The 13,474-nt window shown below is 68.7% G+C and carries 14 protein-coding genes; 11 read left to right on the forward strand and 3 right to left on the reverse strand.

The features are described from left to right. Positions 1-76: 76 nt before the first annotated feature. Positions 77-418, reverse strand: coding sequence for a DUF2934 domain-containing protein (locus tag WMF36_RS36095; protein ID WP_437575356.1), 342 nt, complete (start codon positions 416-418; stop codon positions 77-79). 396 nt (positions 419-814) lie between these two features. On the opposite strand from WMF36_RS36095, the gene WMF36_RS36100 reads away from it, so the two are divergent. From WMF36_RS36100 to WMF36_RS36135, 8 genes are all read left to right on the forward strand, one after another. Next, complete coding sequence (locus tag WMF36_RS36100) at positions 815-1,954, forward strand: sigma 54-interacting transcriptional regulator (RefSeq protein ID WP_437575357.1); 1,140 nt, start codon at positions 815-817, stop codon at positions 1,952-1,954. A 1,155-nt stretch (positions 1,955-3,109) separates the two neighbouring features. Next, positions 3,110-3,661: an N-acetyltransferase family protein gene (locus tag WMF36_RS36105; protein ID WP_437581998.1), complete on the forward strand. Its 552-nt coding sequence runs from the start codon at positions 3,110-3,112 to the stop codon at positions 3,659-3,661. A gap of 124 nt (positions 3,662-3,785) precedes the next feature. Further along, positions 3,786-4,667, forward strand: a complete 882-nt coding sequence (locus WMF36_RS36110; RefSeq protein WP_437575358.1) for a restriction endonuclease — start codon at positions 3,786-3,788, stop codon at positions 4,665-4,667. Continuing rightward, positions 4,664-4,957 carry a hypothetical protein gene (locus WMF36_RS36115; RefSeq protein WP_437575359.1) on the forward strand — a complete coding sequence of 98 codons (294 nt, stop codon included), beginning with the start codon at positions 4,664-4,666 and terminating at the stop codon, positions 4,955-4,957. Before WMF36_RS36110 ends, WMF36_RS36115 begins: the two co-directional genes overlap by 4 nt. A 31-nt stretch (positions 4,958-4,988) precedes the next feature. Then, complete coding sequence (locus tag WMF36_RS36120) at positions 4,989-5,216, forward strand: DUF433 domain-containing protein (RefSeq protein ID WP_437575360.1); 228 nt, start codon at positions 4,989-4,991, stop codon at positions 5,214-5,216. After that, a complete protein-coding gene (locus WMF36_RS36125; RefSeq protein ID WP_437575361.1) occupies positions 5,213-5,545 on the forward strand; it encodes a DUF5615 family PIN-like protein in 333 nt (110 codons plus the stop codon). The genes WMF36_RS36120 and WMF36_RS36125 overlap by 4 nt, the downstream gene beginning before the upstream one ends. A 96-nt stretch (positions 5,546-5,641) precedes the next feature. After that, on the forward strand, positions 5,642-6,214 hold the full coding sequence (locus tag WMF36_RS36130) for a hypothetical protein (RefSeq protein WP_437575362.1): 573 nt from the start codon (positions 5,642-5,644) through the stop codon (positions 6,212-6,214). 137 nt (positions 6,215-6,351) lie between these two features. Then, positions 6,352-6,735, forward strand: coding sequence for a VOC family protein (locus WMF36_RS36135; protein WP_437575363.1), 384 nt, complete (start codon positions 6,352-6,354; stop codon positions 6,733-6,735). A 418-nt stretch (positions 6,736-7,153) separates the two neighbouring features. On the opposite strand, the gene WMF36_RS36140 is transcribed toward WMF36_RS36135, so the two are convergent. Continuing rightward, positions 7,154-8,041, reverse strand: coding sequence for an SDR family oxidoreductase (locus WMF36_RS36140; protein ID WP_437575364.1), 888 nt, complete (start codon positions 8,039-8,041; stop codon positions 7,154-7,156). Positions 8,042-8,151: 110 nt separating this feature from the next. On the opposite strand from WMF36_RS36140, the gene WMF36_RS36145 reads away from it, so the two are divergent. Together WMF36_RS36145 and WMF36_RS36150 are read left to right on the forward strand one after the other, a co-directional pair. Next, positions 8,152-9,060, forward strand: coding sequence for an AraC family transcriptional regulator N-terminal domain-containing protein (locus WMF36_RS36145; RefSeq protein ID WP_437575365.1), 909 nt, complete (start codon positions 8,152-8,154; stop codon positions 9,058-9,060). A 271-nt stretch (positions 9,061-9,331) separates the two neighbouring features. Next, complete coding sequence (locus WMF36_RS36150) at positions 9,332-11,680, forward strand: alpha-amylase family glycosyl hydrolase (protein ID WP_437575366.1); 2,349 nt, start codon at positions 9,332-9,334, stop codon at positions 11,678-11,680. A gap of 19 nt (positions 11,681-11,699) precedes the next feature. Here the strand turns inward: WMF36_RS36150 and WMF36_RS36155 are convergent, their stop codons facing one another. Continuing rightward, positions 11,700-12,722 carry an NADP-dependent oxidoreductase gene (locus WMF36_RS36155; RefSeq protein ID WP_437575367.1) on the reverse strand — a complete coding sequence of 341 codons (1,023 nt, stop codon included), beginning with the start codon at positions 12,720-12,722 and terminating at the stop codon, positions 11,700-11,702. A gap of 191 nt (positions 12,723-12,913) precedes the next feature. On the opposite strand from WMF36_RS36155, the gene WMF36_RS36160 reads away from it, so the two are divergent. Continuing rightward, a complete protein-coding gene (locus WMF36_RS36160) occupies positions 12,914-13,399 on the forward strand; it encodes a hypothetical protein (RefSeq protein WP_437575368.1) in 486 nt (161 codons plus the stop codon). Positions 13,400-13,474 lie beyond the last annotated feature (75 nt).

Genomic DNA, 13,474 nt, shown 5'->3' on the forward strand with positions numbered 1-13,474 from the left:
TGTCGGTCTCGCGTGGGCCCGAGTGGGCCCGGGCGCGACGGCGCGGCGCGCCGCCTGCGCCGCCGCGTCGGGGGCCTCAGCTGGCGAGGCGCTCGATCCGCGCGTCGACCTCTCGCTCGGCGTTCAGCCAGTCTTCAACGGGGTTGTTCCGGAAGCCGGCCCTCTCGGCATATCCGTAGGCCACCTTGGCGATCACGCGGTGCCGCTCCTCGCGCGACAGGCGCGAGGGCGGCGGCGCGGCCTTCGGGGCCTCGACGCGCGCGCGACCGGCCGCGCGCGCCGCGGCCGGAGAGGGCCTCTCGACGGCGGCGGGGGCGGAGACCGCGCTCGGCGGCTGCGCCGACGTGGCCGGGGCAGCGAGCGGGCTCGGGACCTTCGTGGTCTTCGTGCGGGCCGGGGTCTTGCGCTTCGAGCTCATCTCGTCGTCTCTCCTTTCGGGTACACGGGTCGACTAACCCAGGTCCGCGCTCACGCACAAATTTTGAGCACGTAGTTCCTCGTCGGGCAATCCACGCCCGGCGACGCCCTGATGACGCCCTGGCGACGCCCGGCGACGCCCCGTCGGGATCTCCCTTCCACCAGAGCGTGGTTCGCGGTAGAGTGGATGTCGCTGACCGGGTGAGATCATCCGGCATGTGTCAGTCATCGTCCCTCGTTGGTCCTCGTCGCGGCTCGTCCGCCATCGTCCATCGTCGTTCCCGGTGGCTCATCGCTGGTCGCCGCCTGCGCTGAGGGCAGCACGGTAATGTAGACAACGGCAGACGCGGCGCCCGCCGTCTGCCCTCGAATTATCCACGAATCGAGGAGATGCGATGTGGAAGCAAGCGCAGCCCCTTCCCGGCGCACGGAACACCTCCGCTGGTTCGGCGGTGGGATGACGCGCGTCCTCTGGCTCGAGGATGACAGCGAGGTGCGCGTCGTCGGCGCCTCGGAGCGCTGGGTGCGCGCGATGGAGCGGCTGCGCGAGCTCTCGGGGCACGAGCGCGCGCCGCTGCTCATCGCGGGCGAGCCGGGCACGGGCAAGGAGCTCTGCGCGCGCCTGCTGCACGCGGCGAGCCCGCGGGCGGGCGGGCCGTTCGTGGCGGTGAACGCGGCGCGCCTCCCGGCCGAGCGCCTGCGGGAGGAGCTCTTCGGCGTGGGGGCGGGGGTAGGGGCCGGGCTGGGGGTGGGGGCCGGACTGGGGGCCGGGGCCGACGGGCGGCATGCGGCGCGCCCGGGGCTGCTCGAGCTGGCCCAGGGGGGCACGCTGTTCCTCGACGAGATCGGCGCGCTCCCGCTCGAGCTCCAGCCGCGGCTGCTGAGCGTGCTCGACGGCGAGCCGCTCTGCCGGAGCGGCGGCGGGGAGGCGCTTGTCGCGGACGTGCGCGTCATCGCCGCCACGAGCCGCGATCTCGCCGCGCGCGTCCTGGACCGCTCGTTCCACGAGGGTCTTCACGGGCGCGTCGGCGCGCTCGGGCTCGCGCTCCCGCCGCTGCGCGAGCGCGACGGCGACGTGCGCCGGCTGGCCGAGCACTTCCTGGAGCGCCAGAGCGTCGCGGCGGGGCTCCCGAGCGGCGGGATCTCCCCGCGCGCGCTCGCGCAGCTCGAGGCGTACCCCTGGCCGGGGAACGTCGGCGAGCTCCGGAGCGTCGTCGAGCGCGCGTTCCTCCTGGCGCACGGTGCGCCGCTCGATCTCGAGCACCTGCCGCCCGAGATCGGCGCGGCGGCGCCGCGGCCGGCCGCGCCCCCGCGGTCGGGCCCGCCGGGCGCGCTGCGGCCGTCGCCTCCGGCGCGGGGCAGCGCGTCGCTCGGGGAGGCCGTGCGCCGGCACATCCTCGCGGTCTACGCCGCCCAGGGCGGCAACGTGACCCGCACGGCGAGCGCGCTCGGGATCACGCGGGTCTCGCTTCGCCGGCACCTGCGCCAGTACCTCGCCGCGGGCGCGCGCGACAAGGAGCCGTTGAGTAGCCGCTAGATCTGCGGGGCAGAAATCCTGTGAGGGCTCTGCCTCGCGAGCGAAGAGAGATTTCAACGCAAAGACGCAAAGAGCGCAAAGACGCAAAAATGAACGAGATTTGTTCTATTTGCGACCTTGCGACTTTGCGTTGAAATCTCTCTCCGGATCCCTGGCCGGACTCCTGGTGGGTGGAACCAGCTCTGCGGGCTGCTCGGAGCACGTCGGACTACGCACCGCCGGCGCAAGATGGCGCCCGTCGGGCGGTGATGGCTTGGGGTTGGGGTTCTCCACGAACGCCGGCGAGGCGACACTGCTCCGTTGCGAAGGGCGCATCGGCCGGCCGGTGACGTCCCGACCTCCGGCGAGGTCGCCTCCACCGACGCGTCGCAACCTTGCGTCGTTCGAGTCGCCTAATCGCCGCGCACCGACGGGTTGACATATCGGGTTGGCCGTAGGCTACGCTACCCCCTCACGATGCGCAGGAGGGGCACGAGGGGTGGGATCGGATGGTTCGGCGGTCGACCCAGGAGCGGCGGTCCGTGGGCCCGGAGGCGATCACGCCGAGCTGGCCGCGATCGAGTGCGGCCTTGACCGCATCATCAAGCGCGCGTGCTTGCTGTGGATCGACGGGCCGGCCGAGCGCACGCGCCCCCTCGAGCTCGATGGACCTTCACGAGGCAGACGATGCTCGGCGTGCGGGCGCCCGGCGATGGCGAGCCGCGAGGCCCAGGACCGCCGTCCCCGCCCAGGTCGATCACCCGACCAGATTCGCCGGGACAAACGAGGCGGATTTTCCGGAACCAACCATCGGCGTGGGAGTGCGCAAGTTGCGACGACTCGAGGTTATTTTGCCCGGATCCCGGTCGCACGGTGCGCGGTACGATCTGTACCGATCTCGTGGCGTGATCAGCCGGGGCGTCGGCGACCTAGCGACGGGAATATGTGGTTATGCACCGGCGGTCTACTTCCGGATATGCGCTGATAGGTCGCGGAGGTCGCGGCCTACCTCCGGGAATACAGAAATAGGCCGCGGAGAGATGCGGCTCATCCGCGGGAATACGAAGATGGGCCGCGGCGGCTCGCAATCTACACATGCTGAACGACGAAGATAGGCCGCGTGTCACAGCTGATTGCGACGTTGGACAGCATGTTTTCGAGCGAGGTAAGGCGCTGATGGAGGCCGGAATCACGCTGCTCACGTCCCCAGACTTGGCTACGTACGTGGACCATCGAATCCGCCAATCGCGCGAGTCCGGTCAGGGTGGGACGCCACCGTCGCACTTCTTCACTGCCGACGAGGGACCAACGGCGGAGAGACTGCGTGCTGAGCGCGCGGACGGATGGAGCAAGCCAGTGTCGGATCCCTGTTGGCTGCGAACGTGGGGTGCCTGGGTGGACGGAGCCCTTGTTGCACATATAGAACTGCGCGGGGCGACGTACAGGGCAGCTCTTCATCCCGCTACGCTGGGCATGGGCGTGGAGCGCCGTTTTCAGCGAGCAGGCATCGGAACACGGTTGATGGAGACGGCTCTTGCCTGGGCACGAGCGGAGGCGTCACTTCATTGGATCGATCTCGGGGTCTTCTCTGACAATCACGCAGCCCTGTGCCTCTATGACAAGCACAGCTTCATCGAATGTGGTCGGGTCGACGATGCGTTTCGTATCGATGATAGAAGCATCACCGCGCTGCAACTGCGCCTTCGAATCAAGGGCTACGCACCTTGAGCCAAGGTTCTCTTCTCGATGTACGATGCTGTCCAACAAGCCGATGGATCCGACGGACCTTCGGCCCGCGGCTCATCGGCCATCCGTTGGGCAGCCCCCGGAATAGCCCAAGGAAACGGTAGCGATGCCAGCGCGTTCGAACATCCTGCAACGCTTGGTGCTCGAGGTTCACAAGGATCTCGGTCCTGATTGGACCGTTGCGGAGTCCCGCCTTTTGCGTGACGCACGCACTGGCGAAGATCGCGAGGTGGACGTCGTTGCCGAGTCGTCCATCGGTGGGTACTCGATCATGTTAGGGATCGAGGTGCGGGACCGAAGTCGCCCCGCCGACGTCACATGGGTGGAAAGCATGGCCCAGAAACATGCCGACCTTCCAACGAACAAGCTGATCCTCTGGTCGGCGAACGGCTTTACCGATGCGGCGAGACGCAAGGCCGAAGCATTGAAAGCGGTAGCGGTTGATCCCGTCGAGAGCACCGCCGTCCCGTGGTCCAGTTTCGCGCGCAACCTCGTGGGCGGTTTCATCAAGCTCGTGCACGTCCAGTTTGACACTGTGATCGATGTAACGCTCGCTGACGGCGCCGGCGCGCGGTGGCAGGCGGGCCGAGAGACGATCTTGACGGACGAGGTTGGAACCCGCGCCGCGACAGTAGGGGCGATCCTTGACCAGGTTACCCCCCACTTGCGCACCGCGGTGCTCGATCATGCGAAGAATGGCGCCGGCGACTTCCACGCCGTCTTCACGCCGCCGCTTCCCTGCTGTGTTGTCGGTCCAACCGGTGAGACCGGGGGTGTGCGGAGAGTGATCTTCTCGATGGCGACGCAGACGGATACCGCCGCCTTGGATACCCGCTCAGTTCTTTGGAACGACGCGGTCACCAGCATTGCTGAAGCACAGTTCGAGAAGGGCGAAGTGCGCGTTGTCGCGCGCGAGACGGCGAACGCGCCGGCTGAGATCTCCGCTGTCCAGCTTCCCCGACCTGAGCGAAGTAAGGGTCGTCCATGACCAAGGCTGCCCAACAAGGGCTTGCAGCACGACGGGGCAGCCAGGGTAGCTTCGCTCGCCAGCACGCCCTGAGGCTGAAGCCCAAGCCGTTGGGCGGACACAACGGCCTGTCGGACAATTCCTGCACCGCGCCCGCCAGGGAGCGGCGGCCGCTTGCAGCGGAAACGGTGGACGGACCGTTGCTGGCCGCCATCACGACGCTGAACCGACTGCGCCCGCCCCCGCCGGGCATCTGCGCCTCGCACGATTCCCGACCCTCAGCTGAGCGCCTGCGCAGCTGGCCATGTTGACGCCGGGAGCGCGCCCGTTTATCCTGCTGGCATGAACTACCAGCAGTTGATCACGATCGAGCCAGGCAAGCGCGGCGGTAAGCCGTGCATCCGCGGGTTGCGGATTACAGTGACTGACGTTCTGGAGTATCTCGCTTCTGGCATGTCGGCAGAGGAGATCCTTGCCGACTTTCCGGATCTGACTGCGGAAGACGTGCGTGCCTGCCTGGCGTTCGCGGCCGACCGAGAGCGTAGGCTTTGGGCGGTGCCGCCGACGTGAAGCTGCTGTTCGATCAGAACCTGTCGCATCGGCTCGTCGCCTTGCTGGCGGAGCACTATCCTGCATCCGTTCATGTCCGGGATGTCGGGCTCAGCGCTGCCGATGATCAAGTCGTCTGGAGCTTTGCCGCCCAGAACGGACTTGCAATTGTTTCGAAGGACTCAGACTTCCAGCAGCGAGCATTCCTCTACGGCCATCCGCCCAAGATAATATGGGTGCGCTTAGGGAACTGCACGACAGCCGCAGTTGCAGCCTTGCTCCGAGCGCGGTACGACGACGTGCTCGCCTTCGAAGCGGACCCGACGGCAGCCTTCCTCGTGCTGTCTTGATTGGCTGAGGAGCAGCCCAACAGGCGCTGGTGCCGACGCCGCTTCGCGGCGTGGCACACCGCCAAATCGTTGGACGGCGGAGAAACAATGCGACCCATGATGCTGACGAGTTTCGTGTGTCTTGTTGTAACGACAATGGCGTGCCATCCCGCGCCGCTCTCCCCTCGCGAAGCGCCTCCTGTGACCGTAGACATCGCCTCAGCAAAGGAGCCAGCCGCGACGCGGCTGTCCGCGATGGGGTGCTCTGTCCAGCTTCCTGGCTCATGGAAGCGCGTCGACGGCAACGCTTCCACAAACGAATCCTGGTCAGCGGAAGCCGTGAATGGCACCGAGGCGCTTTCGGTGCTCCCTATGGCGTGGCACGTCCGGGAACCTCAAGCCGAATTGCGAATGGGTTTGGATGACATCCTGAACCTTCGCCGCGAAGCGGACGTCGAGCAACGTGGGCCACGGGCTGTGCTATCGCAGCCCGAACTCCTGGACGACCCGAACAGCCCGGCCAAGTTGTATATCACGTTCGATCCGGAAGCTCGCGTAGTGTTTGCTACCATGGTCCGAGCGACTCCGAGTCTGGCCTGCGTGCTGTTTCTGACGCGTGAAGCCACTAGTTCAGACGGCTTTTTGCAGTATGCAAAATCGGTGCTTCGCACGGTAGTGGTCGAGAGATGACGACGCCGCACGCTGCTCCGCCAAGATGTATACAGCATGGGACCGACCCGGGTCACGCTCTGCGGTGGATGCACGGTCAATGCAAGCGTCGGCGGCGCGGTCAAGATTCTCGGGGAGTTGGGCCGCAGGAGAAGTCGATGAAACGCACGTGGACAATCATTGGGGTCGCTGATGTGGCTCGCAGCTTCAACTGGTATCAATCGCTCTTCGGTCAGCCAGAATCGGCACCTGCTCATGATTATTTCGGGCAAGTCCTCGACACGGACGGGACGGTCCTGCTTTGTTTTCACAAGTGGGGAGGCCATGAGCACCCAACGCTGATCAGTCCCGATCGCGCGGAGCCTGGTAATGGTCTATTGCTGTTCTTCCGGGTGGATGATTTCGACGAGGCGCTGTCACGCGCCAGAGCACTTGTCAGTCAACTCGCGGAGGAGCCCCAGACGAATCCGGCCACCGGGACCCGAGAGTTCGCTCTCCGCGATCCGGACGGTTACTACGTCATGGTCAGCGCGCTCGCTTGAACGTGCATACGTTCCTTCGCGCGGCGGAACATGGCTTCCGAACAGTGCACGTCTTCGGCGCGTAGCACCGAAGCCCGAGGTCCTCGATCATCTTGTCACGGAGCTTTCCCATGGCTCGTCTCCTGGTTGCCCGGCGCGGGCATGCGCCGGGTGCTCAGGAGCGATCCATCGGGAAAGGCGCGCTCGAGTCGGCGCTGCGCGCGGGCCCTTCGCTCCGGGCGCGGCTCGCGGTGTCGCTACGACGGCGTCTCAGGATGCGACAACAGCTGCCTTGCGCGGCTTCGTTCAACAAGGCGATGAATCAGACGGGCTTTGCCCGCTGATGATCGCAGAAGCACCTGGTCGACTGAGGTCAAACCTCGAATCCAGGCGCCTCGGTCGAGGTTCGTCCTCGAGAAGAACGACAAGTCCTATAGAGCTACGTGCGCGCGAAGTACGTGCCGTGCTCGAGGTCGGCGAGCAGGCCGGGCTGCTCGGGCTTCCAGCCGAACCGCGCCTGCGTGAGCGCGCTCGACGCGGGGGTGTCGAGCGCGAAGAACGCGCCGAGCCAGCCAAAGTGCTCCTTGGGGACCGACTCGACCGGCAGGCCGAGCTTGCGGCCGATCACGCCGGCGATGTCGCGGGTCGGAATCCCCTCGTCGCCGACCGCGTGGAGTCGCGCGCCGGCCGGCGCCTTCTCGAGGGCGAGCGCGAACAGCCGCGCGGCGTCGCGACGGTGCACCGCGGGCCACCGGCTTTCGCCATCACCGATGTACCCGGAACGCCCGCTCTTGCGCGCGATCTCGATCAGCATCGGGACGAACCCGTGGTCGTCCTCACCGTGGACCGATGGCGGCAGCCGCAGCGAGGACACGCGCACACCGCGGCTCGCGAACGAGAAGGCGAGCTGCTCGGAGGCGGCCCGCGCGCCGCCGGTCGACACGTCCAGCATCTCCTCCTCGGTGACGGCGCGGCCCGGCGTGAAGCGCGCAATGCCGGAGGTGATGACGAGCGGGCGTTCGGAACCGACGAGCGCGCTGCCGAGCGCCTCGATCGCGTTGCGGTCCTTCTCGCAGTTGCCGGCGCGGTCGGTGAAGTCGTCGTGGGAGAACGCGCAGTGGATCACCCCGTCGCAGGCGGCGGCGCCGCGGCGCAGGCTATCGAGATCCATGAGCTCGCCGCGGTGCACGTCGACGCCGGCGGCGGCGAGCTTGGCGGCGGACGCGTCCGACCGCGCGAGACCGAGCACCCGGTGGCCGGCGCGGAAGAGCTCGGGGACGATGGCGGAGCCGACGAAGCCGCTGGCTCCAGTGAGGAAGACACGCATGGGACACCTCTCCTTGTTTCGCCATCACCATGGCACCGCCGCGGCGCGCGCGAAATACACGGTCGTCTCCAGTTCTTGCCCGATCGTCTACGCGGGGCTAGGCTGCCACCATGTTCGCCGGGCGGGACCAGTTGAAGAGCCTCATCGCGCGGTGGTGCCCCAGCGACGGCGTGCACGCCTCGCCGGTGCCCGGAATTTCTTGCATCAAAGTCTCGCGCCAGGATCAGCGCGCGAAGCGGCACTGGCGCGCGTCGTTCTGCATCATCGTGCAGGGCACGAAGGAGATCCTGCTCGAGGGGCAGGTCTATCGCGAGCGCGAGCCGCACTACATCGTTAGCCCGATCGACCTGCCGGTGACGAGCCGGGTCGCGGGCGTGTCGTCGGCGCACCCATTGCTGTGCCTGAAGATGGACTTCGATGCGGTCGCGCTGCGCGAGGTTGCGGCGCAGCTCGACCGCGCGCGGCCGGAGGACCTCGAGCACCCAGGGCGCGCGATCTTCATCGGCAAGGCGAGCGACCGCATGCTCGACGCCGCGCTCCGGCTGGGCACGCTGTTCGTGACGCCCGACGACGCGACCGTGCTCGCGCCGCTCGTGATGAAGGAGCTGGTCTTTCACCTGCTGAAAGGCCCCGACGGCCCGGCGATCCGCCAGCTCGTGCGCGCGGGCAGCCAGGCGCACCGCATCGCCGAGGCGATCCATCGCCTGCAGGCGTCGCTCGACAAGGACGCCGACATCGCCGCGCTCGCGCGCACCGCAGGGATGAGCCGGGCGGCGTTCTTCAAGCGGTTCAAGGAGGCCACCGCCATGAGTCCGCTGCAGTACCAGAAACGCCTGCGCCTGCTCGAGGCGCGCCGCCTGATGGTCGAAGAAGGTTTGGGCGCCGAGGCCTCGGCGTTCCGCGTCGGCTACACGAGCGCCTCGCAGTTCAGCCGCGAGTACTCGCGCATGTTCGGCAACTCGCCGCTGCGCGATACCCGCGCGCTGAAGCAGACGGCCGCGGTCGTCCAGGACATGTAGTCCGTAAACACCAGACCCGGCAATCGCTTGCCGGGCCGGTATCTGTGCGGTCATGCCGATCAATGCCTTCGCTGGGAGCACAGGCGAGGAGGCCGGGGAGCGGGGTGGAGCCCCGACGGAACCAGCGCCGCGCCTGTGGGCGACGCGACAGCATGGGCGGAGCGTCGCTTTTCTCCGCGCCGCTCAGGTCGACTTTCCGCGACGCCTGCGCAGACACGTCTCCTGCGATCGGATATTCGTCGAGGCCATGTTGCGCCGCCGCATTGCCCTCGTGTTGGCCGCTGTCTCCGCTGCCACGCTCCTCGCCGTCCCGCTCGCGTGTGGGAACGATCACGAGCTCGACGCCGGTCACGGAAAGGGCACCGGCGGCGCCGGGGCGGCCGGCGGCTCCGGGGCGGCCGGCGGCTCCGGTGCGGCCGGCAGCGCCGGGGCGGCCGGCGGCGGTGGCGGCGATTGGCAGGGCGACGTGCTCTGTCCGACGTCGTTCACGTTCACCGCGCCCCCGGGGGCCACGGACGTCCGCGTCCCTGGCGAGTGGAACGGCTTCGATCTCGGCTCCGCCCCGCAGCTCCTCGAGGGCGGCGCGCAGGGCCAGCGCGTGGCCACGGTCGACCTGCCTCCGGGGCTGCACGCCTACAAGATTACCTATCGGTCCGGCAGCGACGTCTCATGGGTGCTCGACCCGGCGGAGGGGCGCCGCAAGTACGTCGACGGCGTCGAGAACTCGGCCGTCAAGGTCCCCGACTGCCGCCTTCCGGCGTTCTCGGTCGCCTCGAGCCAGGTGACCCGGGCCGCCGCCGGAGAGGGCGCCTTCGAGGCGCGGCTCGCGTACCGGGACGGCATCGAGGGCGCGGGCCCGGACGCGGCCGCGTTCGAGGCGATGCTGCAGGACCAGGACGGGGACGCGCGCCCGCTCACCGAGCAGGAGCTCTCCGTCGACGAGCGCGGCGACGTTCGCATCGACGTGCGGGGCCTCGCCGACGGCAAGCACCGGATCACCCTGCGCGGGGCGACCCGGAGCGGCCGTGTCGGCGAGCCGCTCCGGCTCGTCTTCTGGGTCGAGGCCAAGCCGTTTTCCTGGGAGGACGCGCTCATCTACATGGTCGTCACCGATCGTTACCGCGACGGCGATCCGGACGTGAACGCTCCCGCCACGCCGGGCGCCGATCCGCGGGGCGACTGGGCCGGCGGGGATCTCGAGGGGCTGAGGCAGGCGATCGAAGAAGGCACCCTCGACGCGCTGGGGGTGCGGGCCATCTGGCTCACGCCGTTCCAGGAGAACCCCGCCGGCGCGTACCCGGCGAGCGATGGAGTCCACCAGGTGACCGGGTATCACGGGTACTGGCCCATCAAGGCGCGCGAGGTGGATCCGCGGCTCGGCGGCGCCGAGGCGCTGCGCGCGATGGTGGCCGAGGCGCACCGCCACGGGATCCGCGTGCTCCAGGACTTCGTTGTGAACCACGTCCATGAAGATCACGAGTACGTCGCGTCGCATCCGAACTGGTTCCGGACGGGGTGTGTCTGCGGCACAGACGGCTGCGACTGGACATCGCACGCGCTCGACTGCATGTTTGCGGGGTATCTCCCCGACGTGAACCACACGGTGCCGGAGGCCAACGCCGCGTTCGTGGAGGATGCGATCCACTGGCTCGACGCGTTCGATCTCGACGGGCTCCGGGTGGACGCCGTGAAGCACGTGGAGGAGATCGCGACGCGCAACCTCGCCGCGGAGGTCCGCGAGGCGTTCGAGCCGGCCGGCACCCGTTACTTCCTGATGGGCGAGACGGCGATGGGCTGGAGCGACTGCGGACAGGGCGCGTCGTGCAACGACGAGAATTACGGGACGATCGCGAAGTACATCGGTCCTCAGGGGCTGGATGGCCAGTTCGATTTCGTCCTCTATCACGGGGTCTCCTACCGCACGTTCGCCTGGGGCGACGCGGGCATGCTGCACGCCGCGTACTGGGTCGAGGACGGGCAGAAGCGGTGGCCGGAGGGCGCGATCATGACGCCGTACCTCGGCAGCCACGACACGGCCCGGTTCGCGACGCTCGCCGACTACCGGGGTCAGGACGCGGCGCACGATCGGGATATCCCGAACCACCAGTGGTCGGACACCGCGGAGAGCCCGGAGTCGCCCGAGGCATATGCCCGCGTGCGCCTGGCGATGGCGTGGCTCCTGGGCCTCCCCGGCGCGCCGTTGCTCTATTATGGCGACGAGTACGGCGAGTGGGGCGGCGCCGACCCGAACAACCGCAGCCTGTGGCGTCCGGAGGAGGATCTCGCGCCCGACGAGCTGGAGACGCTCGATTTCGTGCGCCAGCTCGGCGTCGCGCGCCGGGACATCCCCGCGCTCCGCCGCGGCGCCTACGTGAACCTCACCGCCACGGAGGACACGCTGGTCTTCGGCCGCCGGCTCGCCGAGGGGAGGTCCGCGGTCGTGGCGCTCACGCGCGCTGGGACGGCGCAGAGCCTCTCGGTCGAGGTCGCGCAGGCGCTGGGCCTGCCGGCCGGCACCGAGCTCACCGACGCGCTCGGCGGCGGGGCCGAGGTGGTCTCCGCGACCGGCATGCTCTCGATGAGCATCCCGCCGGGCGGGGCGGTGATCCTCGCGCCGTGATCCCTCGGCCCCGCGCCGCTCAAGACGCGACGCGCACAAGCAGCTTGCCGAAGTTCTCGCCCTTGAGCAGCCCGATGAACGCCTCGGGCGCCTTCTCCAGCCCCTCGACGACATCCTCGCGGTATTTGATGCGGCCCTCGCTGATCCAGCGGCTCACCTCCCGGAGGAACTCGGGGCGCTGCTCGGCGAAGTCGCTGACGATGAAGCCGCGCAGCGCCAGGCGCTTCGAGAGCACCTGTCTCATCAGGCCCGGCAGGCGGTCCGGCCCGGGCGGCGGCGCGGTGTCGTTGTAGTGGGCGATGAGGCCGCACACCGGCACGCGGGCGAAGGGGTTCAGGAGCGGCAGCACCGCCTCGAACACGGCGCCGCCCACGTTCTCGAAATACACGTCGATCCCGCCCGGACAGGCCTCCTTCAGGCGCGCTGCCAGCTCGGGGCTGCGGTGGTCGAGGCAGGCGTCGAAGCCGAGCTCGCGCACCACGTAATCGCACTTGCGCTGCCCGCCCGCGACGCCGACAGCGCGGCAGCCCTTGATCTTCGCGAGCTGCCCCACCACCGAGCCCACCGCCCCCGAGGCCGCCGCGACCACCACGGTCTCGCCCGGCTTCGGCTGACCCAGGTTGAGCAGCCCGGTGTAGGCCGTCATGCCCGGCATGCCCAGCACCCCGAGCGCCGTCGAGACAGGGCCGAGCGCGGGATCCACCTTGCGCAGGTCGCTTCCATCGGTGATCGCGTGCGTCTGCCAGCCGGTCCGCCCCTCGACAAGGTCGCCCGGCGACAGGCCGGCGACGCTCGACCGCAGCACCTCGCTCACGGTGCCCCCGACCATCACGTCGCCGACCTCGACCGGCGGCGCGTACGACGGGCCGGCGCTCATGCGGCCGCGCATGTACGGATCCAGCGACAGGTAGAGCGTGCGCAGCAGCGCGCGGCCCTCGCCGGGCTCGGCGAGCTCCTCCTCGATCAGCTTGAAATCAGACGTCTTGGGCTCGCCGACCGGCCGGGCGGCGAGGACGATCTTGCGGCTTCGCAGGGTGCTCATGGTCCAGCAATCCTGCTCGAACCGGGCGCGATTTCCAGAGGAACTCGGCGAGATTCAGGCTTCCAGCGAGCGGCGCCCGCGAGCGGCGGGCTGCCTCGCGGCGGCGGGCGGCGGAGGACAGCAGGAATGCGGCCTCGGCCGCGCTGTCCGATTGAGCTCCGCCGCCGTCGAGAGTATGTCGAAGTTGTACGATGGAGTCACTCAACGCGATCGAGTTGCCCGAGGAGCTGCGCGAGCCGCCCCCGCGTCCCTGGGCGGCCCTGCGGCACGCCCGGCATCAGCTGGCCGGCGTGGGGTACGCGCTGGTCGTCTGGGCGGGGCTCCTCGGGGTCGGCACGTTTTTTCGGAGCATCGATTTCGTCGCGATGCTGCTCGCCTTCTCGTTCGTGGTCATGCCGTTCGTGCTCCTGTACAAGGTGCTGGGCAGCTACACCGCCTGCCGCCTGGCGCTGCGCGGCGCGCCGTCGGCCGCGCAGATCTACGAGGGTGTCGTCGTGACGAGGTTCGGGACGGTGCAGATATGGCACGTCGTCGTCGCCGGCCAGCACGTGCGGATTCGCGCCGACGCCCCGCTCGTCAAGAGCATGGTGGTGCTCGTGACGCCCGAGACGAGCGGGGGAAAGCGCCGGATCGGCGTCTATCATCCCCGGATCGGCATCTGCACATCGCTCGTGTGAGCCGCGCTCACAGCGCCGCTCGGGTGTGAGCCGCGCGCGCGGCGCTGTTCGGGTGTGAGCGCGCTCGCGGCGCTG

Origin of the sequence: Sorangium sp. So ce887, assembly GCF_051521455.1 — a bacterium.
Classification (GTDB): Bacteria; Myxococcota_A; Polyangia; order Polyangiales; family Polyangiaceae; genus Sorangium.

What these genes read in the sequence shown, in the direction of transcription:
- WMF36_RS36155 (WP_437575367.1), bottom strand. Translation starts at nt 12,722, where the DNA reads ATGAGCACCCTGCGAAGCCGCAAGATCGTCCTCGCCGCCCGGCCGGTC.
- WMF36_RS36130 (WP_437575362.1), top strand. Translation starts at nt 5,642, where the DNA reads ATGATGCTGACGAGTTTCGTGTGTCTTGTTGTAACGACAATGGCGTGC.
- WMF36_RS36145 (WP_437575365.1), top strand. Translation starts at nt 8,152, where the DNA reads ATGTTCGCCGGGCGGGACCAGTTGAAGAGCCTCATCGCGCGGTGGTGC.
- WMF36_RS36110 (WP_437575358.1), top strand. Translation starts at nt 3,786, where the DNA reads ATGCCAGCGCGTTCGAACATCCTGCAACGCTTGGTGCTCGAGGTTCAC.
- WMF36_RS36115 (WP_437575359.1), top strand. Translation starts at nt 4,664, where the DNA reads ATGACCAAGGCTGCCCAACAAGGGCTTGCAGCACGACGGGGCAGCCAG.
- WMF36_RS36120 (WP_437575360.1), top strand. Translation starts at nt 4,989, where the DNA reads ATGAACTACCAGCAGTTGATCACGATCGAGCCAGGCAAGCGCGGCGGT.
- WMF36_RS36095 (WP_437575356.1), bottom strand. Translation starts at nt 418, where the DNA reads ATGAGCTCGAAGCGCAAGACCCCGGCCCGCACGAAGACCACGAAGGTC.
- WMF36_RS36140 (WP_437575364.1), bottom strand. Translation starts at nt 8,041, where the DNA reads ATGCGTGTCTTCCTCACTGGAGCCAGCGGCTTCGTCGGCTCCGCCATC.
- WMF36_RS36160 (WP_437575368.1), top strand. Translation starts at nt 12,914, where the DNA reads ATGGAGTCACTCAACGCGATCGAGTTGCCCGAGGAGCTGCGCGAGCCG.
- WMF36_RS36135 (WP_437575363.1), top strand. Translation starts at nt 6,352, where the DNA reads ATGAAACGCACGTGGACAATCATTGGGGTCGCTGATGTGGCTCGCAGC.
- WMF36_RS36105 (WP_437581998.1), top strand. Translation starts at nt 3,110, where the DNA reads ATGGAGGCCGGAATCACGCTGCTCACGTCCCCAGACTTGGCTACGTAC.